General features: G+C 40.4%; 39 protein-coding genes. All 39 read left to right on the forward strand.

Annotated elements, in window-relative coordinates; genetic code table 11:
• The first annotated feature begins 37 nt into the window (after positions 1–37).
• The 39 genes from rpoC (at position 38) to BG04_RS12270 (ending at position 26,331) form a co-directional block, all read left to right on the forward strand.
• Positions 38–3,631 (forward strand): DNA-directed RNA polymerase subunit beta', encoded by a 3,594-nt coding sequence (gene rpoC, locus BG04_RS12080; RefSeq protein ID WP_013081369.1) that lies wholly within the window; start codon positions 38–40, stop codon positions 3,629–3,631.
• 131 nt (positions 3,632–3,762) lie between these two features.
• A complete protein-coding gene (locus BG04_RS12085; protein WP_013054921.1) occupies positions 3,763–4,011 on the forward strand; it encodes a 50S ribosomal protein L7ae-like protein in 249 nt (82 codons plus the stop codon).
• A 99-nt stretch (positions 4,012–4,110) separates the two neighbouring features.
• Entirely contained in the window at positions 4,111–4,533 is a 423-nt protein-coding gene (gene rpsL, locus BG04_RS12090) for a 30S ribosomal protein S12 (protein ID WP_013054922.1), read from the forward strand.
• 50 nt (positions 4,534–4,583) lie between these two features.
• Positions 4,584–5,054, forward strand: coding sequence for a 30S ribosomal protein S7 (gene rpsG / locus BG04_RS12095; RefSeq protein ID WP_013054923.1), 471 nt, complete (start codon positions 4,584–4,586; stop codon positions 5,052–5,054).
• Between the two features lie 57 nt (positions 5,055–5,111).
• Complete coding sequence (gene fusA, locus BG04_RS12100) at positions 5,112–7,190, forward strand: elongation factor G (RefSeq protein ID WP_034654909.1); 2,079 nt, start codon at positions 5,112–5,114, stop codon at positions 7,188–7,190.
• 116 nt (positions 7,191–7,306) lie between these two features.
• On the forward strand, positions 7,307–8,497 hold the full coding sequence (gene tuf / locus BG04_RS12105; RefSeq protein ID WP_013081371.1) for an elongation factor Tu: 1,191 nt from the start codon (positions 7,307–7,309) through the stop codon (positions 8,495–8,497).
• Between the two features lie 315 nt (positions 8,498–8,812).
• Positions 8,813–9,121, forward strand: a complete 309-nt coding sequence (gene rpsJ / locus BG04_RS12110; RefSeq protein ID WP_034654908.1) for a 30S ribosomal protein S10 — start codon at positions 8,813–8,815, stop codon at positions 9,119–9,121.
• A gap of 41 nt (positions 9,122–9,162) precedes the next feature.
• Positions 9,163–9,792, forward strand: a complete 630-nt coding sequence (gene rplC / locus BG04_RS12115) for a 50S ribosomal protein L3 (RefSeq protein WP_013054927.1) — start codon at positions 9,163–9,165, stop codon at positions 9,790–9,792.
• Between the two features lie 28 nt (positions 9,793–9,820).
• Positions 9,821–10,444 carry a 50S ribosomal protein L4 gene (rplD, locus tag BG04_RS12120; protein WP_013081372.1) on the forward strand — a complete coding sequence of 208 codons (624 nt, stop codon included), beginning with the start codon at positions 9,821–9,823 and terminating at the stop codon, positions 10,442–10,444.
• The gene (rplW, locus tag BG04_RS12125) at positions 10,444–10,731 is read left to right on the forward strand and encodes a 50S ribosomal protein L23 (protein ID WP_013054929.1); all 288 of its coding nucleotides are present in this window, start codon (positions 10,444–10,446) and stop codon (positions 10,729–10,731) included. Before rplD ends, rplW begins: the two co-directional genes overlap by 1 nt.
• A gap of 27 nt (positions 10,732–10,758) precedes the next feature.
• Positions 10,759–11,589, forward strand: a complete 831-nt coding sequence (rplB, locus tag BG04_RS12130) for a 50S ribosomal protein L2 (protein ID WP_013054930.1) — start codon at positions 10,759–10,761, stop codon at positions 11,587–11,589.
• Between the two features lie 57 nt (positions 11,590–11,646).
• Positions 11,647–11,925 (forward strand): 30S ribosomal protein S19, encoded by a 279-nt coding sequence (gene rpsS, locus BG04_RS12135; protein WP_013054931.1) that lies wholly within the window; start codon positions 11,647–11,649, stop codon positions 11,923–11,925.
• Positions 11,926–11,944: 19 nt separating this feature from the next.
• Complete coding sequence (gene rplV / locus BG04_RS12140) at positions 11,945–12,286, forward strand: 50S ribosomal protein L22 (RefSeq protein ID WP_013054932.1); 342 nt, start codon at positions 11,945–11,947, stop codon at positions 12,284–12,286.
• A 3-nt stretch (positions 12,287–12,289) separates the two neighbouring features.
• Entirely contained in the window at positions 12,290–12,946 is a 657-nt protein-coding gene (gene rpsC / locus BG04_RS12145; RefSeq protein ID WP_013054933.1) for a 30S ribosomal protein S3, read from the forward strand.
• 2 nt (positions 12,947–12,948) lie between these two features.
• Positions 12,949–13,383 carry a 50S ribosomal protein L16 gene (gene rplP, locus BG04_RS12150; protein ID WP_034654907.1) on the forward strand — a complete coding sequence of 145 codons (435 nt, stop codon included), beginning with the start codon at positions 12,949–12,951 and terminating at the stop codon, positions 13,381–13,383.
• The gene (gene rpmC, locus BG04_RS12155) at positions 13,373–13,573 is read left to right on the forward strand and encodes a 50S ribosomal protein L29 (protein ID WP_013054935.1); all 201 of its coding nucleotides are present in this window, start codon (positions 13,373–13,375) and stop codon (positions 13,571–13,573) included. Before rplP ends, rpmC begins: the two co-directional genes overlap by 11 nt.
• Before the next feature lie 25 nt (positions 13,574–13,598).
• Positions 13,599–13,862, forward strand: a complete 264-nt coding sequence (rpsQ, locus tag BG04_RS12160; RefSeq protein ID WP_013054936.1) for a 30S ribosomal protein S17 — start codon at positions 13,599–13,601, stop codon at positions 13,860–13,862.
• 51 nt (positions 13,863–13,913) lie between these two features.
• The gene (gene rplN, locus BG04_RS12165) at positions 13,914–14,282 is read left to right on the forward strand and encodes a 50S ribosomal protein L14 (RefSeq protein ID WP_013054937.1); all 369 of its coding nucleotides are present in this window, start codon (positions 13,914–13,916) and stop codon (positions 14,280–14,282) included.
• A gap of 49 nt (positions 14,283–14,331) precedes the next feature.
• Complete coding sequence (gene rplX / locus BG04_RS12170) at positions 14,332–14,643, forward strand: 50S ribosomal protein L24 (protein WP_013054938.1); 312 nt, start codon at positions 14,332–14,334, stop codon at positions 14,641–14,643.
• A 31-nt stretch (positions 14,644–14,674) separates the two neighbouring features.
• On the forward strand, positions 14,675–15,214 hold the full coding sequence (gene rplE / locus BG04_RS12175; protein ID WP_013054939.1) for a 50S ribosomal protein L5: 540 nt from the start codon (positions 14,675–14,677) through the stop codon (positions 15,212–15,214).
• Positions 15,215–15,247: 33 nt separating this feature from the next.
• A complete protein-coding gene (locus tag BG04_RS12180; RefSeq protein WP_013054940.1) occupies positions 15,248–15,433 on the forward strand; it encodes a type Z 30S ribosomal protein S14 in 186 nt (61 codons plus the stop codon).
• Positions 15,434–15,463: 30 nt separating this feature from the next.
• Complete coding sequence (gene rpsH, locus BG04_RS12185; RefSeq protein ID WP_013081375.1) at positions 15,464–15,862, forward strand: 30S ribosomal protein S8; 399 nt, start codon at positions 15,464–15,466, stop codon at positions 15,860–15,862.
• 30 nt (positions 15,863–15,892) lie between these two features.
• Complete coding sequence (rplF, locus tag BG04_RS12190) at positions 15,893–16,432, forward strand: 50S ribosomal protein L6 (protein WP_013054942.1); 540 nt, start codon at positions 15,893–15,895, stop codon at positions 16,430–16,432.
• Between the two features lie 32 nt (positions 16,433–16,464).
• Positions 16,465–16,827 carry a 50S ribosomal protein L18 gene (rplR, locus tag BG04_RS12195; protein WP_013054943.1) on the forward strand — a complete coding sequence of 121 codons (363 nt, stop codon included), beginning with the start codon at positions 16,465–16,467 and terminating at the stop codon, positions 16,825–16,827.
• Positions 16,828–16,847: 20 nt separating this feature from the next.
• The gene (gene rpsE, locus BG04_RS12200) at positions 16,848–17,348 is read left to right on the forward strand and encodes a 30S ribosomal protein S5 (RefSeq protein ID WP_013054944.1); all 501 of its coding nucleotides are present in this window, start codon (positions 16,848–16,850) and stop codon (positions 17,346–17,348) included.
• 14 nt (positions 17,349–17,362) lie between these two features.
• Entirely contained in the window at positions 17,363–17,545 is a 183-nt protein-coding gene (gene rpmD / locus BG04_RS12205) for a 50S ribosomal protein L30 (RefSeq protein ID WP_013054945.1), read from the forward strand.
• A 33-nt stretch (positions 17,546–17,578) separates the two neighbouring features.
• On the forward strand, positions 17,579–18,019 hold the full coding sequence (gene rplO / locus BG04_RS12210; RefSeq protein WP_013054946.1) for a 50S ribosomal protein L15: 441 nt from the start codon (positions 17,579–17,581) through the stop codon (positions 18,017–18,019).
• Entirely contained in the window at positions 18,019–19,311 is a 1,293-nt protein-coding gene (gene secY, locus BG04_RS12215; protein WP_013081376.1) for a preprotein translocase subunit SecY, read from the forward strand. Before rplO ends, secY begins: the two co-directional genes overlap by 1 nt.
• Before the next feature lie 66 nt (positions 19,312–19,377).
• Positions 19,378–20,031 carry an adenylate kinase gene (locus BG04_RS12220; RefSeq protein ID WP_013054948.1) on the forward strand — a complete coding sequence of 218 codons (654 nt, stop codon included), beginning with the start codon at positions 19,378–19,380 and terminating at the stop codon, positions 20,029–20,031.
• Positions 20,028–20,774, forward strand: a complete 747-nt coding sequence (gene map / locus BG04_RS12225) for a type I methionyl aminopeptidase (RefSeq protein WP_016762725.1) — start codon at positions 20,028–20,030, stop codon at positions 20,772–20,774. The genes BG04_RS12220 and map overlap by 4 nt, the downstream gene beginning before the upstream one ends.
• A gap of 235 nt (positions 20,775–21,009) precedes the next feature.
• Positions 21,010–21,228, forward strand: coding sequence for a translation initiation factor IF-1 (gene infA, locus BG04_RS12230; RefSeq protein ID WP_010285101.1), 219 nt, complete (start codon positions 21,010–21,012; stop codon positions 21,226–21,228).
• A 37-nt stretch (positions 21,229–21,265) separates the two neighbouring features.
• Positions 21,266–21,379: a 50S ribosomal protein L36 gene (rpmJ, locus tag BG04_RS12235; RefSeq protein WP_003156543.1), complete on the forward strand. Its 114-nt coding sequence runs from the start codon at positions 21,266–21,268 to the stop codon at positions 21,377–21,379.
• 24 nt (positions 21,380–21,403) lie between these two features.
• On the forward strand, positions 21,404–21,769 hold the full coding sequence (rpsM, locus tag BG04_RS12240) for a 30S ribosomal protein S13 (RefSeq protein ID WP_013054950.1): 366 nt from the start codon (positions 21,404–21,406) through the stop codon (positions 21,767–21,769).
• 23 nt (positions 21,770–21,792) lie between these two features.
• The gene (rpsK, locus tag BG04_RS12245) at positions 21,793–22,182 is read left to right on the forward strand and encodes a 30S ribosomal protein S11 (RefSeq protein ID WP_013054951.1); all 390 of its coding nucleotides are present in this window, start codon (positions 21,793–21,795) and stop codon (positions 22,180–22,182) included.
• A gap of 180 nt (positions 22,183–22,362) precedes the next feature.
• Positions 22,363–23,307 carry a DNA-directed RNA polymerase subunit alpha gene (locus BG04_RS12250; RefSeq protein WP_013054952.1) on the forward strand — a complete coding sequence of 315 codons (945 nt, stop codon included), beginning with the start codon at positions 22,363–22,365 and terminating at the stop codon, positions 23,305–23,307.
• Between the two features lie 44 nt (positions 23,308–23,351).
• Positions 23,352–23,714: a 50S ribosomal protein L17 gene (gene rplQ / locus BG04_RS12255; protein ID WP_013054953.1), complete on the forward strand. Its 363-nt coding sequence runs from the start codon at positions 23,352–23,354 to the stop codon at positions 23,712–23,714.
• Positions 23,715–23,852: 138 nt separating this feature from the next.
• Positions 23,853–24,692, forward strand: a complete 840-nt coding sequence (locus BG04_RS12260; protein WP_013054954.1) for an energy-coupling factor ABC transporter ATP-binding protein — start codon at positions 23,853–23,855, stop codon at positions 24,690–24,692.
• Positions 24,668–25,537: an energy-coupling factor ABC transporter ATP-binding protein gene (locus BG04_RS12265; protein ID WP_013081379.1), complete on the forward strand. Its 870-nt coding sequence runs from the start codon at positions 24,668–24,670 to the stop codon at positions 25,535–25,537. The genes BG04_RS12260 and BG04_RS12265 overlap by 25 nt, the downstream gene beginning before the upstream one ends.
• Positions 25,534–26,331: an energy-coupling factor transporter transmembrane component T family protein gene (locus BG04_RS12270; RefSeq protein WP_016762726.1), complete on the forward strand. Its 798-nt coding sequence runs from the start codon at positions 25,534–25,536 to the stop codon at positions 26,329–26,331. The genes BG04_RS12265 and BG04_RS12270 overlap by 4 nt, the downstream gene beginning before the upstream one ends.
• Positions 26,332–26,345: the final 14 nt, after the last annotated feature.

The following is a 26,345-nucleotide window of genomic DNA, read 5'->3' on the forward strand; positions in this document are numbered from 1 at the left end:
GGGAAAAAACCTGTAGATTAAAAGGGAGGTAGGCTCCTTGCTAGATGTAAATAACTTTGAGTATATGAAAATCGGTCTAGCTTCGCCAGATAAAATTCGTTCTTGGTCGTACGGTGAGGTAAAAAAACCTGAAACGATCAACTATCGTACGTTAAAACCTGAAAAAGACGGCTTATTCTGTGAGCGTATTTTTGGTCCACAAAAGGACTGGGAATGTCACTGTGGAAAATATAAGCGCGTTCGTTATAAAGGTGTTGTATGTGATCGTTGCGGCGTAGAAGTTACGCGCGCAAAAGTTCGTCGTGAACGCATGGGTCATATCGAACTAGCTGCACCTGTTTCTCATATTTGGTACTTTAAAGGTATTCCTAGCCGCATGGGACTTGTCTTAGACATGTCCCCTCGTGCGCTAGAGGAAATCATTTATTTTGCTTCTTATGTAGTAACAGATGCTGGTGATACACCACTTGAAAAGAAACAGCTTTTATCAGAGAAAGAATACCGTGCGTATCGTGAGAAGTACGGACAAACTTTCCATGCAGCAATGGGTGCTGAAGCTGTTAAGAAATTATTGCATGACATCGATCTTGATAAAGAAGTAGATGCTTTGAAAGAAGAATTGAAAACTGCTCAAGGTCAACGTCGTACACGTGCCATTAAACGTTTAGAAGTACTAGAGGCTTTCCGTCATTCTGGTAACGAACCTTCTTGGATGATTTTGGACGTTCTACCGGTTATTCCGCCAGAACTTCGTCCAATGGTTCAATTAGATGGTGGACGCTTTGCTACGTCTGATCTAAATGATTTATATCGCCGTGTAATTAACCGTAACAACCGCTTAAAGCGTTTATTAGACCTTGGAGCTCCTAGCATTATCGTTCAAAACGAAAAGCGTATGCTTCAAGAAGCTGTAGATGCATTAATCGATAATGGTCGTCGCGGACGTCCGGTAACAGGACCAGGTAACCGTCCATTAAAATCTCTTTCTCACATGTTAAAAGGTAAGCAAGGTCGCTTCCGTCAAAACTTATTAGGTAAACGTGTTGACTACTCTGGCCGTTCGGTAATCGTTGTAGGTCCGAACTTAAAGATGTATCAATGTGGTCTTCCAAAAGAAATGGCGTTAGAGCTTTTCAAACCTTTCGTAATGAAAGAGCTTGTTGAACGCGGTTTAGCTCATAACATCAAGAGTGCAAAACGTAAAATTGAACGCGTGCAACCTGAAGTATGGGACGTATTAGAATCGGTTATTAAAGAGCATCCAGTTCTTTTAAACCGTGCACCAACGCTACACAGACTAGGTATTCAAGCATTTGAACCTACGCTTGTAGAAGGTCGCGCTATCCGTCTTCACCCGCTTGTATGTACAGCATATAACGCTGACTTTGACGGTGACCAAATGGCGGTTCACGTTCCATTATCTGCAGAAGCACAAGCAGAAGCACGTATCTTAATGCTTGCTGCTCAAAATATCTTGAACCCTAAAGATGGTAAACCAGTTGTTACACCTTCACAGGATATGGTATTAGGTAACTACTACTTAACGCTTGAGCGTGAAGAGGCAGTTGGAGAAGGTATGGTATTCAAGGATACAAATGAAGCACTATTAGCGTACCAAAACGGTTATGTGCATCTTCATACACGTGTAGGTGTGTATGCAGGTTCTTTAAACAACGAAACGTTTACAGAAGCACAAAATCAACAGTTGCTTGTTACAACGGTTGGTAAATTAGTTTTCAACGAAATTTTACCAAAATCGTTCCCATACATTAACGAACCAACAAGAGAAAACTTAGAAGTGAAAACTCCTGAGAAGTACTTTGTTGAAAAAGGTGCAGATGTGAAGGAATTCATCAAGAATCAACCGGCTATCGCACCGTTTAAGAAAAAAATCTTAGGTAATATTATCGCTGAAGTATTTAAACGTTTCAAAATTACTGAGACTTCTAAAATGCTTGACCGTATGAAAGACCTAGGTTTCAAATATTCTACTAAAGCCGGTATTACAGTTGGTGTAGCTGATATCGTGGTTTTAGGAGAAAAAGAAGTTATCTTAACAGAAGCGCAAGCTAAAGTAGATAACGTACTAAAACAATTCCGTCGCGGTTTAATTACTGAAGATGAGCGTTATGAGCGTGTTATCTCTGTATGGAGTAGCGCGAAAGACGTTATCCAAGGTAAATTAATGGCGTCATTGGACAAACGCAACCCAATCTTCATGATGAGTGACTCTGGTGCCCGTGGTAATGCATCTAACTTCACTCAGCTTGCAGGTATGCGTGGACTAATGGCCAACCCGTCTGGTCGTATCATTGAGTTACCAATCAAATCTAGTTTCCGTGAAGGTTTAACAGTATTAGAGTACTTTATCTCTACCCATGGTGCACGTAAAGGTCTTGCCGATACGGCTCTTAAAACAGCTGACTCAGGTTACCTTACTCGTCGTTTGGTTGACGTGGCACAAGACGTTATCGTACGTGATGACGACTGCGGTACAGACCGCGGTATTCTGGCTGTTGCAATCAAAGAAGGAACAGAAGAAATTGAGAAACTTGATGAGCGTCTAATTGGACGTTATGCAAGAAAAACACTACTTCACCCAGGAACAAACGAAGTGTTAGTGAAAGAAAACGAACTAATTACAGAAGACCTAGCTGAAACAATTGTGGATGCTGGTGTTGAAGAAGTATGGATTCGTTCTGCATTCACTTGTAACACTCGCCACGGTGTATGTAAAAAATGTTACGGTCGTAACCTTGCAACTGGTTCAGAAGTTGAAGTGGGTGAAGCAGTTGGTATCATCGCTGCTCAATCTATCGGTGAGCCAGGTACACAGTTAACGATGCGTACATTCCATACAGGTGGGGTTGCTGGAGACGATATCACTCAAGGTTTACCGCGTATCCAAGAGATCTTCGAAGCGCGTAACCCTAAAGGTCAAGCCGTTATTTCTGAAATTGAAGGTACAATTGCCGGCATTTCTGAAGGACGCGATCGTCAACATGAAATTACTGTTCAAGGAGAGATTGAAACTCGTTCTTACACAGCTCCGTACAGTGCACGTCTGAAAGTTATTGAAGGACAGCGCATTGCACGTGGTCAAGAATTAACAGAAGGTTCAATTGATCCTAAAGAATTACTAAAAGTAAAAGATATCACGGCTGTACAAGAGTACTTGCTTCGTGAGGTGCAAAAAGTATACCGTATGCAAGGGGTAGAAATTGGAGATAAACACGTAGAGGTAATGGTTCGCCAAATGCTTCGTAAAGTGCGTGTAATGGATTCAGGAGATACAGATGTATTACCAGGTTCATTACTTGATATTCACCAATTCACTGATGCAAATGAAAAAGTATTACTTGAAGGCAATCGTCCAGCGACGGGCCGTCCTGTATTACTTGGTATTACAAAAGCATCTCTTGAAACTGATTCCTTCTTATCTGCTGCGTCATTCCAAGAAACAACGCGTGTTCTTACGGATGCTGCAATTAAAGGAAAACGTGATGAGTTGCTTGGACTTAAAGAGAATGTTATCATTGGTAAGCTAGTTCCGGCTGGTACAGGTATGACGAGATATCGTAATGCTGAACCGATCAAAAACCAAGCTGAAGAAACGGTAACAATCGACTAATTATAAAATCATTACTCTAGAATGGATGTTTTTTTAAAAAACTACAAAACGTTAGTTGACATCCATTCTAGGGAATGATACTATATCAAAGGTGCTCCTATAAACTACCTGTTACTTTGGAGGATATGATAATGTCTTATGAAAAAGTATTACAGGCTGATCATATTATTGTAGGAACAAAGCAGACGGTGAAAGCATTAAAAAAAGGTACAGTAAAGGAAGTCATCATTGCTGAAGACGCTGATTTTTATGTCACATCCATTGTGGCAAAAACGGCACAGCAAGAAAACGTTCCGTATACGTATGTCCCTTCTATGCGAAAGCTTGGTCAAGCTTGTAGGATAGAAGTTAACGCTGCAACTGTTGCAATTATTAGTTAACACGTTTTTGAACTTTTAGTTTCAAAGACTTTGTTTTTTGCTAAAAAATGAACCACCTGGATGTGTGGTCTTACAAAAGGCGAAAGGAGGAAAATTTAAATGCCTACTATTAACCAATTAATCCGTAATGGTCGTGTGAGTAAAGGTAAAAAATCTGACTCACCTGCTTTAAACAGAGGTTACAACAGCTTCAAAAAAGCTCAAACTAATCAATCTTCTCCACAAAAACGTGGTGTATGTACACGTGTGGGTACTATGACACCGAAGAAACCGAACTCGGCTCTTCGTAAATATGCTCGTGTACGTTTAACAAACGGTATCGAGGTAACAGCTTATATCCCAGGTATTGGTCACAACTTACAAGAACACAGCGTGGTACTTATCCGCGGTGGACGTGTAAAAGATTTACCAGGGGTACGTTACCATATCGTACGTGGTGCACTTGATACTGCTGGTGTGGATGGCCGTATGCAAGGTCGTTCTAAATATGGTACTAAGCGACCAAAAGCAGCTAAAAAATAATAGCTTAACAATTAATAGATAAACTTTTAAAAGTGAAAGGAGGAAGTAGAATGCCACGTAAGGGACCTGTTGCAAAAAGAGACGTATTACCAGATCCGATTTACAATTCTAAGCTTGTATCTCGCTTAATCAACAAAATGATGCTTGATGGAAAGCGCGGTAAGTCACAAGCTATTCTTTATAGAGCATTCGATTTAGTACAAGAGCGCAGTGGTAAAGAAGCTATGGAAGTATTCGACCAAGCTCTTAAAAACATCATGCCTGTACTAGAAGTTAGAGCACGCCGTGTAGGGGGTTCTAACTACCAAGTTCCTGTAGAAGTACGTCCAGAGCGTCGTACTACTTTAGGTCTTCGTTGGTTAGTAAACTATGCTCGTCTTCGTGGAGAAAAAACGATGGAAGAGCGTTTAGCTAACGAAATCCTTGATGCAGCTAACAACACTGGTGCTGCAGTTAAGAAACGTGAAGATACTCACAAAATGGCAGAAGCTAACAAAGCATTTGCTCATTACCGTTGGTAATCTTTTAACGAAACTTTTTAAAAAACAAATTATAATATGGAAGGAGAAATACCTAAGATGGCAAGAGAGTTCTCCTTAGAAAACACTCGTAATATTGGAATCATGGCTCACATTGATGCTGGTAAAACAACAACAACTGAGCGTGTTCTTTATTATACTGGCCGTATCCATAAAATTGGTGAAACTCATGAAGGAGCTTCACAAATGGACTGGATGGAGCAAGAGCAAGAACGTGGTATCACTATCACGTCTGCTGCGACAACTGCTGCTTGGAAAGGTCACCGCGTTAACATCATCGATACTCCTGGACACGTAGACTTCACTGTTGAAGTTGAGCGTTCATTACGTGTACTTGATGGCGCTGTGGCAGTTCTTGATGCTCAATCTGGTGTTGAGCCTCAAACAGAAACAGTATGGCGTCAAGCGACTACGTACGGTGTTCCCCGTGTCGTATTCGTTAACAAAATGGACAAAATTGGTGCTGACTTCTTGTACTCTGTAAAAACGATCCACGATCGTTTAGGTGCAAATGCTCACCCAATTCAGTTGCCAATTGGTGCTGAAGATGAGTTCGAAGCAATCATTGACCTAGTGGAAATGAAAGCATACTTCTACGAAGATGACTTAGGTACTCGTTCAGAGTCTCGTGAAATTCCTGAGGAATACAAAGAGCAAGCTGAAGAATACCGTGCAAGCTTAGTAGAAGCTGTTGCAGAACTTGACGAAGAATTAATGATGAAGTACTTAGACGAAGGCGAGCTTACAGTTGAAGAACTAAAAGCTGGTATCCGTAAAGGTACTTGTGACGTTGAATTCTACCCAGTTATCTGTGGTTCAGCATTCAAAAACAAAGGTGTACAATTAATGCTAGATGCAGTAATTGATTACCTACCGTCTCCAGTAGATGTACCATCAATCCAAGGTATCGTACCTGACACAGAAGAAGAAGTTACGCGTGAGTCTAGCGACAACGCTCCTTTCTCAGCATTAGCGTTCAAAGTTATGACGGACCCTTATGTTGGTAAATTAACATTCTTCCGTGTGTACTCTGGTGTACTAAGCTCTGGTTCATACATCAAAAACTCTACAAAAGGTAAGCGTGAGCGTGTAGGTCGTATCCTACAAATGCATGCTAACTCTCGTGAAGAGATTTCTGAAGTATACGCTGGAGATATCGCGGCAGCTGTAGGATTAAAAGATACTTCTACTGGTGATACTCTATGTGACGAAAAGAGTCTTGTAATTCTTGAGTCTATGGAATTCCCAGAGCCAGTTATCTCTTTATCTGTTGAGCCAAAATCAAAAGCTGACCAAGATAAAATGACTACAGCTCTTCAAAAGTTACAAGAAGAAGATCCAACTTTCCGTGCGGAAACTAATACAGAGACTGGTCAAATCATCATCTCTGGTATGGGTGAGCTTCACCTTGATATCATCGTTGACCGTATGCGTCGCGAATTCAAAGTAGAAGCAAACGTTGGTGCTCCTCAAGTAGCTTACCGTGAAACTTTCCGCGCTGGTGCGAAAGTTGAAGGTAAATTCGCTCGTCAATCTGGTGGTCGTGGACAATTCGGTCACGTTTGGATTGAGTTCGAACCTAACGAAGAAGGAAAAGGCTTTGAATTTGAGAACAAAATCGTTGGTGGTGTAGTTCCACGTGAATACATCCCTGCAGTTCAAGCTGGTCTTGAAGATGCATTACAAAACGGTGTTGTTGCTGGTTATCCATTAATCGATATCAAAGCTGCTTTAGTTGATGGATCTTACCATGACGTTGACTCAAGTGAGATGGCGTTTAAAATTGCCGCTTCTATGGCTCTTAAAAACGCAGTATCAAAATGTAGCCCAGCTATCCTTGAACCAATGATGAAGGTTGAAGTTGTTATCCCTGACGAATACTTAGGAGATATCATGGGTGACATTACGTCTCGTCGTGGACGTGTAGAAGGTATGGAAGCACGCGGTAACGCTCAAGTTGTACGTGCATTCGTTCCACTTTCTGAAATGTTTGGTTATGCAACTGCATTACGTTCAAACACTCAAGGTCGCGGAACATATTCTATGCACTTCGATCACTACGAAGAAGTTCCTAAATCAATTTCAGAAGAAATTATTAAAAAAAATAAAGGTGAATAATTGATTTTCACTCTTTATTGAAGTATAACTACTTATGTACGCTGTGAAAGTGGAGTTCATTCCCTTTCACGGCCTCATAAAACATAAACTACATGAATTTTAAGGAGGATTTTCGAATGGCTAAGGAAAAATTCGACCGTTCAAAAACACATGCCAATATCGGTACAATTGGTCACGTTGACCATGGTAAAACAACTTTAACAGCTGCTATCACTACTGTTCTTGCTAAGAAAAGTGGTAAAGGTGCAGCAATGGCTTACGACATGATCGACGCTGCTCCAGAAGAGCGCGAGCGTGGAATCACAATCTCAACTGCACACGTTGAGTACGAAACTGACACTCGTCACTATGCACACGTTGACTGCCCAGGACATGCTGACTATGTTAAAAACATGATCACTGGTGCTGCTCAAATGGATGGCGGTATCTTAGTAGTATCTGCTGCTGATGGTCCAATGCCACAAACTCGTGAGCACATCCTTCTTTCTCGTCAAGTAGGTGTACCTTACCTAGTTGTATTCTTAAACAAATGTGACATGGTAGACGACGAAGAGCTACTTGAATTAGTAGAAATGGAAGTACGTGACCTTCTTTCTGAATACGACTTCCCTGGTGACGATGTACCAGTAATCAAAGGTTCTGCTCTTAAAGCTCTTGAAGGCGAAGCTGATTGGGAAGCTAAAATCATCGAGCTTATGGACGCTGTTGATGAGTACATCCCAACTCCAGAACGTGACACTGAAAAACCATTCATGATGCCAGTTGAGGACGTATTCTCAATCACTGGTCGTGGTACAGTTGCTACAGGTCGTGTAGAGCGTGGACAAGTTAAAGTTGGTGACGTTATCGACATCATCGGTTTAACTGAAGAGCCAAAATCTACTACTGTAACAGGTGTAGAAATGTTCCGTAAGCTTCTTGACTATGCTGAAGCTGGCGACAACATCGGTGCTTTACTTCGTGGTGTAGCACGTGAAGAAATCCAACGTGGACAAGTATTAGCTAAACCAGGCTCAATCACTCCACACACTAAATTTACTGCTGAAGTATACGTTCTTTCTAAAGACGAAGGTGGACGTCACACTCCATTCTTCACAAACTACCGTCCACAGTTCTACTTCCGTACAACTGATGTAACTGGTATTTGTAACTTACCTGAAGGCGTAGAAATGGTAATGCCTGGCGACAACATCGAAATGACTGTTGAACTTATCGCTCCAATCGCGATTGAAGAAGGTACTAAATTCTCAATCCGTGAAGGTGGACGTACAGTAGGCGCTGGCGTTGTAGCTAAAATCAGCGAGTAATTTCTCGTTTCAGTAAAGGGAGTAGGGTAACCTACTCCTTTTTTATTTGGTGATAAAAGGTAAAGATAGTTTTTACTATTACACTTGCAAAATGATCTCCTTTTATATATAATGAAAAAAGTGTGCGACACATAAAAAAGTTTTTTAACTTTATTGTTGCAATATGAACCCATTTTTAGTATAATAAAAATGTTGGTCTTTGACTGCGATGATGCGGAAGGTTGCCGACACACCCGGCCGCTTTGCCATGGCGAGTGTGGGGAAATTTCCGCGGAGAATGTCTATTGTAAAATAGGCGAAAAAGGAGGGAAAATAATGGCAAAAGAAAAAATTCGCATTCGTTTAAAAGTATATGATCACAGAATTCTTGATCAATCTGCTGAGAAAATCGTAGAAACTGCAAAACGTTCTGGTGCGGCTGTATCTGGTCCGATTCCATTACCGACTGAAAAATCAATTTATACAATTCTACGTGCAGTACACAAATATAAAGATTCTCGTGAGCAGTTTGAAATGCGCACGCATAAACGCTTAATTGATATCGTGAATCCAACACCACAAACTGTTGATTCATTAATGCGTTTAGACTTACCATCTGGTGTAGATATCGAAATTAAACTTTAATTTAAAATAAAGAATGAAAAGATACTTAGGAGGTGTGACTAATGGCCAAAGGAATCTTAGGAAGAAAGATCGGTATGACTCAAGTATTTGCTGAAAATGGTGACTTGATCCCAGTAACAGTAATTGAAGCTTCTGCTAACGTAGTTCTTCAAGTTAAAAACGCTGAGACAGACGGTTACGAAGCGATCCAATTAGGTTTCGAAGATATCCGTGAAAAACTATCTAACAAACCTGCAAAAGGACATGCTACTAAAGCTAATACTGCTCCTAAGCGCTTCATCCGTGAGTTACGCGGTGTGGACGCTTCAGCATATGAAGTTGGTCAAGAAGTCAAGGTTGATATTTTCGCAGAAGGCGATGTAATTGATGTAACAGGAATCTCAAAAGGTAAAGGTTTCCAAGGTGCTATTAAACGCCACGGACAATCTCGCGGACCTATGTCTCATGGTTCTCGCTACCACCGTCGCCCAGGTTCAATGGGTCCTGTAGCTCCAAACCGCGTATTTAAAGGTAAATTATTACCAGGACGCATGGGTGGAGAGCGCATCACTGTGCAAAACTTATCAATCGTTAAAGTTGACGCAGAACGCAATCTTTTATTAGTAAAAGGTAACGTGCCAGGAGCTAGAAAATCTCTAGTTACTGTTAAATCTGCAGTTAAATCTAAATAATAATTCTTCGAGAAAGGAGGAATAACCAATGCCAAAAGTAGCATTGTTTAACCAAAACGGTGAAAACGTTGGAGAAATCGAACTTCAAGATGCCGTTTTCGGTATCGAACCAAACAACAAAGTACTTTTCGACGCGATCGTAATGCAACGCGCATCTCAACGTCAAGGTACTTCTAAAGTTAAAAATCGTTCTGAAGTAAGAGGCGGTGGCCGTAAGCCATGGCGTCAAAAAGGTACTGGTCGTGCTCGTCAAGGATCTATCCGTTCTCCACAATGGCGTGGTGGTGGCGTAGTATTTGGTCCAGTTCCAAGAAGCTATAGCTACAAATTACCTAAAAAAGTTCGTCGTTTAGCAATTAAGTCTGCATTATCAACTAAAGCTCAAGATAACAGCATCGTTGTTCTTGAAGCTCTTTCTTTTGACGCTCCAAAAACAAAAGAAATGGTAGCAGTTCTTAAAAACCTAACAGTAGAACGCAAAGCATTAGTAGTAACTGCGGATCTTAACGAAAATGTTGCACTTTCAGCACGTAATATTCCTGGTGTAACAGTTGTTGCAGCTAATGGTTTAAGCGTATTAGACGTTATGAACCATGATAAGCTTGTAATCACTAAAGACGCAGTTGAAAAAGTAGAGGAGGTGCTTGCATAATGAAAGATCCTCGTGATATTATTAAGCGCCCCGTAATTACAGAACGTTCAACAGACTTAATGGCTGAGAAAAAATATACGTTTGATGTTGATGTAAGAGCTAATAAAACTGAGGTTAAAGATGCTATCGAAAAAATCTTTGACGTAAAAGTTGAAAAAGTAAACATCATGAACTACAAAGGTAAATTCAAGCGTGTAGGTCGCTACAGTGGTCTTACTAACCGTCGTCGTAAAGCGGTAGTAACACTAACTCAAGAGAGCAACGAAATCGAATTCTTCGAAGCTTAAGATTAATAGAGAAGGAGGGAAATTGAGATGGCGATTAAAAAGTATAAACCAACCTCAAATGGTCGTCGTGGTATGTCAGTTTCTGATTTCGCTGAAATTACTACTGACAAACCAGAAAAATCGTTACTTGCACCTGTCAAGAGAAAAGGTGGTCGTAACAACCAAGGTAAATTGACTGTTCGTCACCAAGGTGGTGGGCACAAGCGTCAATACCGTATCATCGATTTTAAACGCGATAAAGATGGAATACCTGGACGCGTTGCTACAATCGAATATGATCCAAACCGTTCAGCTAACATCGCATTAATTCATTATGCTGATGGTGAAAAACGTTACATCCTTGCTCCTAAAAACCTAAAAGTAGGTTTAGAAGTTATGTCGGGTCCTGAAGCTGACATCAAAGTAGGTAACGCGCTTCCTTTAGCTAACATTCCTGTTGGTACAGTAGTACACAACATCGAATTGAAACCTGGTAAAGGTGGACAATTAGTTCGTTCTGCAGGTACATCTGCTCAAGTACTTGGTAAAGAAGGTAAATACGTATTAGTACGTTTAACTTCTGGTGAAGTACGCATGATTCTTGCAACTTGTCGTGCAACTGTAGGTCAAGTTGGTAACGAACAACACGAGTTAATCAACATCGGTAAAGCCGGTCGTTCTCGTTGGTTAGGTATCCGTCCAACTGTACGTGGTTCTGTAATGAACCCTAACGATCACCCACACGGTGGTGGTGAAGGACGTGCTCCAATCGGACGTAAGTCTCCAATGAGTCCATGGGGTAAACCAACACTTGGTTACAAAACTCGTAAGAAGAAAAACAAATCCGATAAATTTATCGTTCGTCGTCGTAAAAAATAACGGGATTGAGCTACGGTTCAAACGAACCGTAGGACAATCACGAAGGGAGGTTCATTTATGGGTCGCAGCTTAAAGAAAGGACCTTTTGTAGATGACCATTTAATCAACAAAATTGAGAAGTTAAACGAAACTGACAGCAAGCAAGTAGTAAAAACTTGGTCTCGTCGTTCAACTATCTTCCCTCAGTTCATTGGTCATACAATTGCTGTATATGACGGTCGTAAACATGTACCAGTTTATGTTACTGAAGACATGGTAGGTCACAAACTTGGTGAATTCGCACCATCTCGTACTTACAAAGGTCACGCAAGTGATGATAAGAAAACAAGACGCTAATATGAGAGGAGGCTTTTAAATGCAAGCTAAAGCTGTCGCGAGAACAGTACGTATTGCTCCTCGTAAAGTTCGTTTAGTTGTAGATTTAATTCGAGGTAAGCAAGTGGGTGAAGCGCTAGCAGTGCTACTTCACACGCCAAAGGCTGCTTCTCCAGTCGTTGAGAAAGTATTAAAATCTGCTATTGCCAATGCAGAACACAATTATGAAATGGACGCTAACAATTTAGTTATTACTGACGCTTTTGTTAACGAAGGTCCAACTTTAAAACGTTTCCGTCCACGCGCTATGGGACGTGCAAGCCAAATTAACAAGCGCACAAGCCACATCACAATCGTGGTATCAGAAAAGAAGGAGGGATAATTCATGGGTCAAAAGGTAAATCCGGTCGGTCTTCGCGTCGGTGTCATCCGTGATTGGGAATCAAGATGGTTCGCTGGCAAAGACTACGCTGACTTATTACATGAAGACTTAAAAGTACGTGAATATATCGCTAAACGTTTAAACGATGCAGCTGTTTCTAAAGTTGAAATCGAACGCGCTGCTAACCGCTTAAACGTAACGATCCACACTGCAAAACCTGGTATGGTAATTGGTAAAGGTGGTACTGAAGTAGAATCACTTCGTAAAGCTCTTAACCAATTAACAGGCAAGCGTGTACACATTAACATCCTTGAAATTAAACGAGCAGATTTAGATGCTAAACTAGTAGCTGAAAACATCGCTCGCCAACTTGAGAACCGTGTATCATTCCGTCGTGCTCAAAAGCAAGCTATCCAACGTAGCATGCGTGCTGGCGCACAAGGTATCAAAACAATGGTATCTGGTCGTTTAGGCGGAGCTGATATTGCTCGTTCTGAATATTACAGTGAAGGTACAGTTCCACTTCATACACTTCGCGCTGATATTGACTATGCTCACGCTGAAGCAGATACTACTTATGGTAAACTTGGTGTGAAAGTATGGATCTATCGTGGAGAGGTTCTTCCTACTAAAAAGAAAACTGAGGAAGGAGGAAAATAATTATGTTATTACCAAAACGCGTTAAATATCGTCGCGAACACCGCGGAAAAATGCGTGGACGCGCTAAAGGTGGTACGGAAGTACATTTCGGTGAATTCGGTTTACAAGCTACTGAAGCTTCTTGGATTACAAACCGTCAAATCGAAGCTGCTCGTATCGCAATGACTCGTTACATGAAACGTGGCGGTAAAGTATGGATTAAAATTTTCCCTTCTAAACCTTATACTGCTAAGCCTCTAGAAGTCCGAATGGGTTCTGGTAAAGGTGCTCCTGAAGGTTGGGTAGCAGTTGTTAAACCTGGAAAAGTAATGTTTGAAATTTCAGGTGTACCTGAAGAGGTTGCACGTGAAGCTTTACGTTTAGCTGCACATAAGCTACCTGTAAAATGTAAGTTTGTAAAACGTGAAGAAATTGGTGGTGATTCTAATGAAAGCTAATGAAATTCGTGACCTTACCACTGCTGAAATTGAACAAAAAGTTAAGGCTTTAAAAGAAGAGTTGTTTAACCTTCGTTTCCAATTAGCGACTGGACAATTAGAGAATACTACTCGTATTCGCGAAGTGCGCAAATCGATCGCTCGTATGAAAACTGTAGTTCGTGAAAGAGAGATTGCTGCTAATAAATAATTAAGTCTGAGAGGAGGCTTTCAGAATGAGTGAACGCAACCAACGTAAAGTTTACACTGGCCGCGTAGTTTCTGACAAAATGGATAAGACTGTTACTGTTCTTGTTGAAACTTACAAAAAGCATTCGCTTTATGGCAAGCGTGTAAAATACTCAAAGAAATTCAAAGCTCACGATGAAAACAATACAGCTCAACTAGGCGATATCGTGAAGATCATGGAAACTCGTCCGTTATCAGCTACTAAACGTTTCCGTCTAGTAGAAGTTGTAGAAAAAGCTGTTATCATCTAATAGTTAAGATAGATCGGATAAGAATGATTCATCCGAAGGGAGGTTTCGTACATGATTCAACAAGAATCTCGTTTAAAAGTTGCAGACAACTCTGGTGCACGTGAGGTACTTACTATTAAAGTACTTGGTGGTTCAGGTCGCAAGACAGCAAACATTGGTGATGTTATCGTTTGTACGGTGAAACAAGCAACACCAGGAGGCGTTGTTAAAAAAGGTGACGTTGTTAAAGCTGTTGTTGTACGTACAAAAAGTGGTGTTCGCCGTACTGACGGTTCTTACATCCGTTTCGACGAAAATGCTTGCGTAATCATCCGTGACGACAAAGGACCACGTGGTACTCGTATCTTCGGACCAGTTGCTCGTGAATTACGTGATAACAACTTCATGAAGATCGTATCATTAGCTCCAGAAGTTATCTAATTGATATATAGAACAAATACAAAATGCCTTTTAAGGAGGTGCGAATAGGATGCATGTTAAAAAGGGCGACAAAGTAGTGGTTATCTCTGGTAAAGACAAAGGTAAGCAAGGTGAAGTACTTGCAGCTTTCCCAAAGAAAGACCGTGTACTTGTTGAAGGTGTGAACGTTGTGAAAAAACACTCTAAACCTTCTCAAGTAAATCCACAAGGTGGAATCGTTAGCCAAGAGGCACCTATCCACGTATCAAACGTAATGCCGTTGGATCCTAAATCTGGTGAGCCAACTCGTGTTGGGTACCAAGTTATCGATGGCAAAAAGGTACGTGTAGCAAAAAAATCTGGTGAAACTTTAGATAAATAATTAATGAAATGTGAAGGGAGGTTTAGTTCACATGAACCGTCTTAAAGAGAAATTTACAAAAGAGATTACTCCTGCTCTAGTTAGCAAGTTTAATTATGAATCTGTAATGCAAGTGCCAAAAATCGACAAGATCGTAATCAACATGGGTATCGGTGATGCTGTTTCTAACTCAAAAGCTTTAGATAACGCTGTTGAAGAACTAGCTGAAATCACTGGTCAAAAACCTGTTGTAACTCGTGCGAAAAAATCTATCGCTGGTTTCCGTCTTCGTGAAGGTATGCCAATCGGTGCGAAAGTTACTTTACGCGGCGAGCGTATGTACGAATTCTTCGATAAACTAGTATCAGTATCACTTCCACGTGTGCGCGATTTCCGTGGTGTATCTAAAAAAGCATTTGATGGTCGTGGAAACTACACGTTAGGTGTTAAAGAACAATTGATCTTCCCAGAGATCGATTATGATAAAGTAACTAAAGTTCGTGGTATGGATATCGTTATTGTTACAACAGCAAACACTGATGAAGAAGCTCGTGAGCTTTTAACTCAGTTCGGTATGCCATTCCAGAAGTAATAACTGCCAACGTTAAGCAGAGGAGGCGAAAATGTGGCTAAAAAATCAATGATTGCGAAGCAAAAACGCCAGCAAAAATTCCAAGTACAAGAGTATACACGTTGCGAACGTTGTGGACGTCCACACTCAGTACTACGTAAATTCAAGCTTTGCCGTATTTGTTTCCGTGAGCTTGCTTATAAAGGTCAAATTCCTGGTGTTAAAAAAGCTAGTTGGTAAAACCCAAGTTTGGGAAGGAGGTAAATTAATATGGTAATGACTGATCCTATTGCAGATTTACTAACTCGTATCCGCAATGCGAACATGGTTCGTCATGAGAAAATTGAAGTTCCTGCTTCTAACATTAAGAAGCAAATTGCAGAAATCCTTAAGCGTGAGGGTTTCGTACGTGATGTAGAATACATCGAAGACAACAAACAAGGTATTATCCGTATCTTCTTAAAATACGGTTCAAATAACGAACGTGTAATTACAGGCTTAAAACGTATCAGTAAACCTGGTCTACGTGTTTATGCAAAAAATAACGAAGTACCACGTGTACTTAACGGTTTAGGTATCGCAATCGTTTCTACTTCTCAAGGTGTTTTAACTGACAAAGAAGCTCGTCAAAAGCAAACTGGTGGAGAAGTATTAGCGTACGTTTGGTAATAAGTTTTAAATGTGAATGGAGGTGTAACTATGTCACGTGTTGGTAAAAAGCCTTTAGAACTTCCAGCAGGTGTTACAGTTACGAACGAGAGCAACACTGTAACTGTAAAAGGACCAAAGGGTGAATTAACTCGTACATTCCACCCTGAAATCGAAATTAAAGTTGAAGACAACGTATTAGTTGTTAATCGTCCTAGTGACAATAAAGAGCACCGCGCTCTTCACGGAACTACTCGTAGCCTTTTAGGTAACATGGTTGAAGGTGTTACTAAAGGATTCGAACGTGGTTTAGAATTAGTCGGTGTAGGTTACCGTGCACAAAAATCTGGTAGCAAATTAGTATTGAGCGTTGGATACTCTCACCCAGTTGAGATTACTCCTGAAACAGGAATCGAAATCGAAGTTCCTTCTCAAACTAAGATCGTTATTAAAGGTATTGATAAAGAACGCGTAGGTGCATTAGCTGCAAATATTCGTGACGTTCGTCCACCAGAGCCTTACAAAGGTAAAGGTATTCGTTACGAAGGCGAATATGTACGTCGTAAAGAAGGTAAAACTGCTAAGAAGTAATGCCGGTTAGGTAAAAGAAAGGAGTGCCCGAAATGATCACGAAGCTTGATAAAAACAAAGTTCGTAAAAAAAGACATGCTCGTGTTCGTGCGAAGTTATCTGGAACTGCAACTCGTCCGCGTTTAAACGTGTTCCGTTCTAATCAACATATTTACGCACAAGTTATCGACGATTTAAATTCAGTAACAATCGCAAGTGCTTCAACGTTAGATAAAGACCTGACTTTAGAAAGCACTGGTAACACTGAAGCTGCTATCAAAGTTGGCGAATTAGTCGCTAAACGCGCAGTAGAAAAAGGTGTAAACGAAGTAGTATTCGACCGTGGCGGTTATTTATATCATGGCCGTGTTAAAGCATTAGCTGACGCTGCTCGTGAAGCTGGATTACAATTCTAATTGTAAAAGGAGGGAAAATCATGCGTCGTATTGATCCAAATAAATTAGAGCTTGAAGAACGTGTTGTTACCGTTAACCGCGTAGCTAAAGTTGTGAAAGGTGGACGTCGTTTCCGCTTCGCTGCATTAGTTGTAGTTGGTGACAAAAACGGTCACGTTGGATTCGGTACTGGTAAAGCACAAGAGGTACCAGATGCAATCCGTAAAGCAATTGAAGATGCGAAGAAAAACTTAATTACTGTACCTATGGTTGGTACAACTATTCCACACGAAATCCTTGGACAATTTGGTGCAGGTCAAATTTTCTTAAAACCTGCTTCTGAAGGTACAGGAGTTATCGCTGGTGGCCCAGTTCGTGCGGTACTAGAATTGGGTGGAGTAAGTGATATTCTATCTAAATCTTTAGGTTCAAACACTCCAATCAACATGGTACGTGCAACTCTTAACGGTTTAGCTAACCTAAAACGTGCTGAAGATGTTGCAAAACTACGTGGCAAGACTGTAGAAGAACTGTTAGGATAAGGGAGGGATATGGAATGGCAAACAAACTAGCAATTACCCTTACTCGTAGCGTAATTGGTCGTCCAGAAGATCAACGTGTAACTGTTCGTACACTTGGCCTACGTAAGTTAAATCAAACTGTCGTTCAAGACGATAATCCTGCAATTCGCGGAATGATTAACAAAGTAGCTCACCTTGTTACAGTAAAAGAGCAATAAGTATAAATTGTCACTCTAAGGAGGTGCTCCGGAATGAAACTTCATGAATTGAAACCAGCTGAAGGTTCACGTAAAGTACGTAACCGTGTAGGTCGTGGTACTGGTTCAGGTAACGGAAAGACTTCAGGTAAAGGTCACAAAGGGCAAAACGCTCGCTCTGGCGGTGGCGTAAGACCTGGCTTCGAAGGTGGTCAAACTCCTTTATTCCGTCGTCTTCCAAAACGTGGGTTCACTAATATCAATCGCAAAGAATACGCGATCGTTAATTTAGAAGCTCTTAACCGTTTTGAAGATGGAACTGAAGTAACACCAGAATTATTAATCGAAACTGGTTTAGTAAGCAAAGCAAAAGCTGGCGTTAAAGTACTAGGAAACGGTACATTAAACTCTAAGCTAACTGTTAAAGCTGCTAAATTCTCTTCAACTGCTAAAGAAGCTATCGAAGCTGCTGGCGGTACAGTTGAGGTGATCTAATGTTTCAAACAATCTCCAATTTAATGCGCGTGCGTGAAATAAGACAAAAAATCTTTTTCACTTTGTTAATGTTAATTGTCTTCCGAATTGGTACATTTATTCCTGTACCTAGTGTTAATACGGATGTACTAAAATTGCAAGATGGGTTAAATGTATTCGGGGTTCTGAATACATTTGGCGGCGGCGCGTTAAAAAACTTCTCCATTCTTGCTATGGGCATTATGCCTTATATTACAGCATCCATCATCGTCCAATTATTACAGATGGATGTTGTACCTAAGTTTACAGAATGGTCAAAGCAGGGAGATGTTGGGCGCCGTAAATTAGCTCAAGTAACTCGTTATGGAACAATTGTGCTTGGATTTATCCAGGCTTTAGGTATGTCTATAGGATTCAACAATATTTCGGGCGGACAATTGATCGCTAATCCAGGAATTTCTACGTATCTTCTAATTGCTACAGTGTTAACGGCAGGTACTGCCTTCTTAATGTGGTTAGGAGAGCAGATTACTGCAAAAGGCGTAGGTAACGGTATTTCTATCATTATCTTTGCTGGGATTGCAGCTGGTATTCCGACAACATTAAATCAAATTTATGCACAGCAATTTGAAGACGTTGGGGATCAATTATTCATTCGTATCGTAACGGTAGTTTTAATTGCGATTGCAGTTTTAGCTATTATTGTTGGGGTTATTTACTTCCAACAAGCGCTACGAAAAATTCCTATTCAATATGCAAAGGGTTCAGCTGGTCGTAATCCTGTTGGAGGTCAATCCACTCATTTGCCGTTAAAAGTAAATGCAGCTGGGGTTATTCCTGTTATCTTTGCAGTTTCATTTATTATTACACCACCAACAATTGCATCATTTTTCGGTCCAAATGATGTAACGGCGTGGATTCAGAATACATTTGACTATACTAAGCCAATTGGTATGATAGTGTATGTAGCGTTAATCATTGCTTTTTGTTACTTCTATACTTTTGTTCAAGTTAACCCTGAACAAGTAGCAGAGAACTTGAAAAAGCAAGGTGGCTACATCCCAGGCATCCGTCCTGGTAAAAGCACACAAGCTTATTTAACGAAAGTGTTATATCGTCTGACATTAATCGGTTCGATATTCCTTGCGTTAATTGCTGTGTTGCCGGTTCTGTTCATCAAAATTGCAAACTTACCATCATCTGCTCAGATCGGCGGTACTAGTTTGTTAATTGTTGTCGGTGTAGCTCTTGAGACAATGAAACAGCTTGAGAGTCAATTAGTGAAACGCCATTATAAGGGATTTATTAAGTAAAGCTGTTTAGTGGGAAGCAAGCTGCTTTCCCATTAAACGGATAAGATACTGAGGGGGAAGCAAGAAATGAATTTAGTGTTAATGGGCCTTCCTGGTGCTGGGAAAGGTACTCAAGCAGAAAAAATCGTTGAGCATTACGATATCCCTCATATCTCAACAGGAGATATGTTCCGAGCTGCAATTAAAGAAGGAACGCAACTAGGTTTAAAAGCTAAATCATTTATGGATCAAGGTAACCTTGTTCCTGATGAAGTAACAATTGGAATTGTGCGCGAGCGTTTAAACAAACAAGATTGTGAAAACGGCTTTTTACTTGATGGCTTCCCAAGAACAGTAGCCCAAGCAGAAGCTCTTGAAACAATTACAAAAGAACTAAACAAGCAAATTGATTATGTGATTAATATTGATGTAGATCAAAGCATTTTAATGGAGCGTCTCACTGGACGCCGCATTTGTAAAGATTGCGGAGCTACTTACCACTTAGTATTCAATCCTCCTGCGAAAGAAGGAGTTTGTGACAAATGTGGCGGAGAGCTTTACCAACGTGCAGATGACAATGCTGAGACGGTTTCAACTAGACTTTCAGTTAATGTTAAACAATCTCAACCTCTACTTGATTTCTATCAAGAAAAAGGTTATCTACGCAATATTAATGGTAATCAAGATATTAACATTGTGTTTGAGGATGTTCGTCAATTACTTGCTGGGGTTAAGCAATGATCATTTGCAAGACACCAGAGGAAATTGAGGTCATGCGTGAAGCTGGAAGAATTGTGGCTTTAACTCATCAAGAGTTAAAAAAGCATATCGCTCCAGGTATTACGACTATAGAATTGGATGCAATTGCTGAAAATTTTATTCGTCAACATGATGCAATTCCGTCTTTTAAAGGGTATAATGGTTTTCGCGGCAGTGTATGTGCTTCTGTGAATGAAGAATTAGTTCATGGTATTCCGGGTGAACGCAAGCTTAATGAAGGAGATATCATCAGTTTAGACATCGGAGCTAAATTCGGTGGCTATCACGGTGATTCAGCTTGGACATATGGAGTAGGAAAGATTTCATTAGAAAATCAAGAGCTGCTTAATGTGACTGAGCAATCTCTCTACAAGGGATTAGCAGAAGCTAAGCCGGGTGAGCGTTTGTCGAATATTTCACATGCTATTCAACAGTACGCAGAATCACGTAACTTTTCGATTGTAAGAGAATATGTTGGCCATGGGGTCGGCAAAGACTTACATGAAGATCCGCAAGTACCTCATTATGGTCCACCGAATAAAGGACCGCGTCTACGTCCAGGCATGGTATTGGCAGTTGAGCCAATGGTGAATGCTGGTATGCGATATGTAAAAACATTACCTGATAACTGGACAGTTGTCACAGTAGATGGTAAAATGTGTGCGCACTTCGAACATACTATTGCAATTACTGAGACGGGATATGAAATTCTGACAGCATTGTAATGTTAAAGGATGTTATCTCTATCCATTCCTCGCTAGATGCACTGGACAGTAAACAGTAATTATCTAAATTCACGATGATCGTTTTTCGTCTGAATTGCTGTTAAAATGGTAAAGATGTATATTAGCGTCAATCATCTTGAATTTAATGATTACGATCTCCGGATGTTCAGAACAGGTTCTTTTTAAGTCGTTTAATGATAGCTTGTTACTGTTTCAAAGAAAGGAGAGCACTTTAATGGCAAAAGACGATGTAATTGAAGTTGAAGGTACAGTTGCTGAAACTTTACCTAACGCTATGTTCAAGGTAGAATTAGAAAATGGTCATACAGTACTTGCTCACGTATCAGGAAAAATTCGCATGCATTTCATTCGAATCTTACCTGGTGATAAAGTAACTGTAGAATTGTCACCATACGATTTAACTCGCGGTAGAATTACGTACCGTTTCAAATAAAACCTATGCACTCCGTACTATCAAGGAGGTATGAAACATGAAAGTCAGACCATCAGTTAAACCAATCTGCGAAAAATGTAAAGTTATCCGTAGAAAAGGTAAAGTAATGGTAATTTGTGAAAACCCTAAGCATAAACAAAAACAAGGTTAATCAATAAGGAGGTGCACTATTCATATGGCACGTATTGCTGGTGTTGATATTCCTCGTGACAAGCGTGTAGTAATTTCATTAACATACATTTTCGGTATTGGTCGTCCAACTGCTGAAAAAGTTCTAGCTGAAGCTGGAGTTTCTGAAGATACTCGCGTTCGTGACTTAACAGAAGAAGAATTAGGTAAAATTCGTGATATTTTAGATAGCTATAAAGTAGAAGGCGATCTTCGTCGTGAAGTTTCTTTAAACATCAAACGTTTAATTGAGATTGGTTCATACCGTGGTATCCGCCACCGTCGTAGTTTACCAGTTCGTGGTCAAAACAGTAAAAACAATGCTCGTACACGTAAAGGCCCACGCCGTACTGTAGCGAACAAGAAGAAATAATTAGTAAGGGAGGTCATTAACAGATGGCACGTAAAACTAATACACGTAAACGTCGCGTGAAAAAGAATATTGAAGCTGGTGTAGCTCATATTCGCTCAACGTTTAACAACACTATTGTAACAATTACAGATGTTCACGGTAATGCGATTGCTTGGTCTAGTGCAGGCGCACTTGGCTTCAGAGGTTCTCGTAAATCTACTCCATTTGCTGCGCAAATGGCTGCTGAAACTGCTGCTAAAGTTTCTATGGATAACGGAATGAAAACTCTTGAAGTTACAGTTAAAGGCCCTGGTGCTGGTCGTGAAGCAGCTATCCGTGCTCTTCAAGCTGCAGGTTTAGAAGTAACAGCTATTAAAGATGTTACTCCTGTACCTCACAACGGATGCCGCCCACCAAAACGTCGTCGTGTATAATTAATATGTATAGATTCTATTTCGTTGTCTATAATGATGATGGTGTAGAATTTATTCATGCAACGAAATGTTTTCCATTTGTTGTGCACATTCGGGAACTGTCTAATAGGGAATTTCGGTTAGGCATTTGAGAAATCAGCCGTCTAGCCGAGGTTTCGACGTTTTGAAGGAGGGTTTATATTGATAGAGATTGAAAAGCCAAAAATCGAAACGGTAGAAATCAGCGATGATAGAAAGTACGGTAAATTCGTCGTCGAACCACTTGAGCGTGGATATGGTACTACTTTGGGTAACTCCTTACGTCGTATCCTATTATCCTCACTCCCTGGTGCAGCTGTAACATCTATTCAAATTGAAGGTGTATTACATGAATTTTCAACAGTTCCTGGAGTTGTTGAAGATGTAACAAACATCATTTTAAACGTTAAAAAGTTAGCGTTAAAGATTTACTCTGATGAAGAGAAAACACTTGAGATCGATGTTAAAGGTCCTGGTACAGTAACGGCTGCTGACATTCAAGCAGACAGCGATATCGAAGTTCTAAATCCAGATCTTCATATTGCAACACTTGAGTCAGATGCTCATTTCCGTATGAGACTTACTGCTCGCACAGGTCGAGGTTATAATCCTGCCGATGCTAACAAGCGTGAAGACCAACCAATTGGTGTACTTCCAATTGATTCAATCTATACGCCTGTTACTCGCGTATCGTATTATGTAGAGAATACTCGTGTTGGTCAAATGACAAATTACGATAAGTTAACGTTGGATGTTTGGACTGACGGTAGCATTGAGCCAGAAAAAGCTGTTGCTTTAGGTGCAAAGATTCTAACTGAACACTTAAATATCTTCGTTAACTTAACAGATGAAGCTCAAAAAGCAGAGATTATGGTAGAAAAAGAAGAAGACCAGAAAGAAAAAGTTCTAGAGATGACGATCGAGGAACTGGATTTATCTGTTCGTTCTTACAACTGCTTAAAACGAGCAGGCATCAATACTGTACAAGAGCTTGCTAATAAAACAGAAGAAGATATGATGAAAGTTCGTAACTTAGGCCGTAAATCTTTAGAAGAAGTTAAAGCTAAACTTGAAGAATTAGGTTTGGGTCTACGTAAGGACGACTGATTATATCTACCTGTTTAACTACTTAACAAAGGAGGGGACCTCACATGTCTTACCGTAAATTAGGTCGTACAAGCGCACAACGCAAGGCGCTTCTTCGTGATTTAACAACTGATTTAATCATCAGTGAACGCATTGAGACAACTGAAGCTCGTGCAAAAGAATTACGTTCAACTGTTGAAAAAATGATTACTTTAGGTAAACGTGGAGATCTACACGCTCGTCGTCAAGCTGCATCTTACATCCGTAATGAAGTAGCTAACGAAGAAGCTGGTCAAAGCGCTTTACAAAAACTATTCAGCGATATTGCTACTCGCTACGAAGATCGCCAAGGCGGTTACACTCGTATCTTAAAAGTTGGACCTCGCCGTGGTGACGGTGCTCCAATGGTTATCATTGAATTAGTTTAATATTTTTAATACAGATAGAAAAGGGCGAGACAGTGTGTAACTAGTCGTTGCCCTTTTTTTATACCTAAAACCGGGTAAATAGCGTAAAAAATCAATGTAGGTAATGCTGCAATAGAAAAAGCTGAGAGGAAGATAGCGTTGAAAGAAATGTCTTTAGAGGTAAAAGATTTATGCTTTCGATACGATCCTGAAGCAGACCTAACATTAGATCACCTTTCTCTCTCTGCTTATAAAGGTGAATGGTTAGCGATAGCTGGACATAATGGATCTGGTAAGTCGACGCTGGCACGAATTCTAAATGGCCTTTTGCTACCTGAAAAAGGAACGGTTCGAGTGGGCGATACTCTTTTATCTGAAGAAACAATATGGGATGTGCGCAAGCAGATTGGAATGGTGTTTCAAAATCCAGATAATCAATTTGTTGGCTCAACCGTTCAAGACGATATTGCGTTTGGGCTTGAAAACAACGGGATTCCATTTGAGATTATGGAAAAACGTATACCTGAAGCAATCGAAATGGTCAATATGAGTGCTTTTCTGGATCAAGAGCCTCATCAGCTATCAGGTGGACAAAAACAGCGTGTGGCCATTGCGGGTATAATTGCCGTACAGCCATCTGTCATCATTCTAGATGAAGCAACATCTATGTTAGATCCTATTGGGCGAACTGAAGTACTTGAAACTGTTAGAAAATTAAAAGAAGAAAAACAACTGACGGTTATTTCAATTACTCACGATTTAGATGAAGTAGCAATGGCTGACAGAGTCGTTGTTATGAACAAAGGGAAGATCTATGCAACAGGTACTCCACGCGAAGTATTTGCATTAGGTTCCAAGTTAACGGATATTGGACTAGACTTGCCGTTTTCTGTTAAACTAAGCCATCGTTTTGCTTCCGTAGGAATTCCTTTATCAAAAATTCATTTAACAGATGAGGACTTGGTGGACGAACTATGGACATTATATTCAAAGAAGTAGAGCACCGTTATCAAGTTAATACACCATTTGAACGAATTGCTCTACATGACTTAAATTTAAACATTCAATCAGGTACATTTTTGGCTGTTATTGGCCATACTGGTTCTGGGAAATCAACAATCATACAGCATCTGAATGCCTTATTGAAGCCAACTGCTGGTGAAATTCAAATCGGTGAGCGCACCATTAAAGCCAATCGAAAAGAAAAGAATTTAAAAGCTATTCGGCAGCAAGTAGGCGTGGTGTTTCAATTTCCAGAACATCAGCTTTTTGAAGAAACGGTGGAAAAAGATATAGCTTTTGGACCAATGAATTATGGCGTTTCGGAAGAAGAAGCAAAGCAAAAAGCAAGAGAGCTTATCAAGTTAGTAGGGTTGCCAGAAGACATTCTCGCCAGATCTCCTTTTGATTTGAGTGGTGGACAAATGCGTCGTGTAGCGATAGCAGGTATTCTAGCGATGAATCCTAATGTGCTAATTTTAGATGAGCCAACTGCTGGATTAGACCCTAGAGGGCGTCAAGAAATTATGAATATGATTTATCGTCTTCATAAAGAAAAAGGCTTGACGACGATTCTCGTGACTCACAGCATGGAAGATGCAGCTATGTACGCAGATGAGCTAATTGTGATGAATAAGGGAACGATTGCGATGAAAGGGTCACCTAGAGAAGTATTTGGTCAGCATACGCAGTTAAAAGAATATGGATTGGATGTTCCAGAATCGCTTCGCTTTATGCTGAAGCTGCAAGAGAAATTTCAGCTTGAAGCATCGGATACGGTTATTACCTTTTCTGAGGTGGTAGAGAAAGTGCAGCACCTTATGCAGCAAGGTGAACGATTATGATGAACTCAATCATTATTGGTAAGTATGTGCCGGGTCATTCGGTTGTCCATCGAATGGATCCTCGGGCCAAGCTGCTTCTCGTATTTGCGTATGTATTAATTGTGTTTTTAGCAAATAACCCTATTGGCTATGCTTTTTTAGGTGTATATACCCTTATGATAGTGGCCATGAGTAAAGTGCCCGTTTCGTTTATTTTAAGAGGGTTAAAGCCCGTTATGTTTATTATTATCATCACGTTTCTATTGCACATTTTTATGACAAAGGAAGGTCCTCTTTTGTTTGAATGGGGATGGTTTTCTGTCTATAAAGGCGGCCTTATTCAAGGTGTTTTAATTTCCTTGCGCTTCTTGTTCTTAATTTTAATTACGACGATGCTAACTTTAACGACTACGCCTATTGAAGTAACAGATGGAATGGAAAGCTTGCTGAATCCATTTAAAAAGCTTAAGCTTCCCGTACACGAATTAGCTTTAATGATGTCCATTTCTCTTCGCTTTATTCCTACATTGATGGAAGAGACAGATAAAATTATTAAAGCGCAGACAGCACGAGGGGTGGACTTTAGCAGCGGCCCCGTTACGGATCGTTTGAAAGCTGTCGTTCCTTTACTTGTTCCTCTATTTATAGGTTCATTTAAGCGTGCTGAAGAGCTGGCTATTGCCATGGAGGCAAGGGGTTATAAAGGCGGAGAAGGGCGTACAAAGTATCGTCAATTGAAATGGGGAAGCATAGATACAATTATGCTTTTACTTCTGCTGGCAGTAGCAGTTGTTTTAGTGCTGATTAGAACGTAAAGATTGTTTGGTGA

The sequence above is a fragment of the Priestia megaterium NBRC 15308 = ATCC 14581 genome (assembly GCF_000832985.1).
GTDB lineage: Bacteria > Bacillota > Bacilli > Bacillales > Bacillaceae_H > Priestia > Priestia megaterium.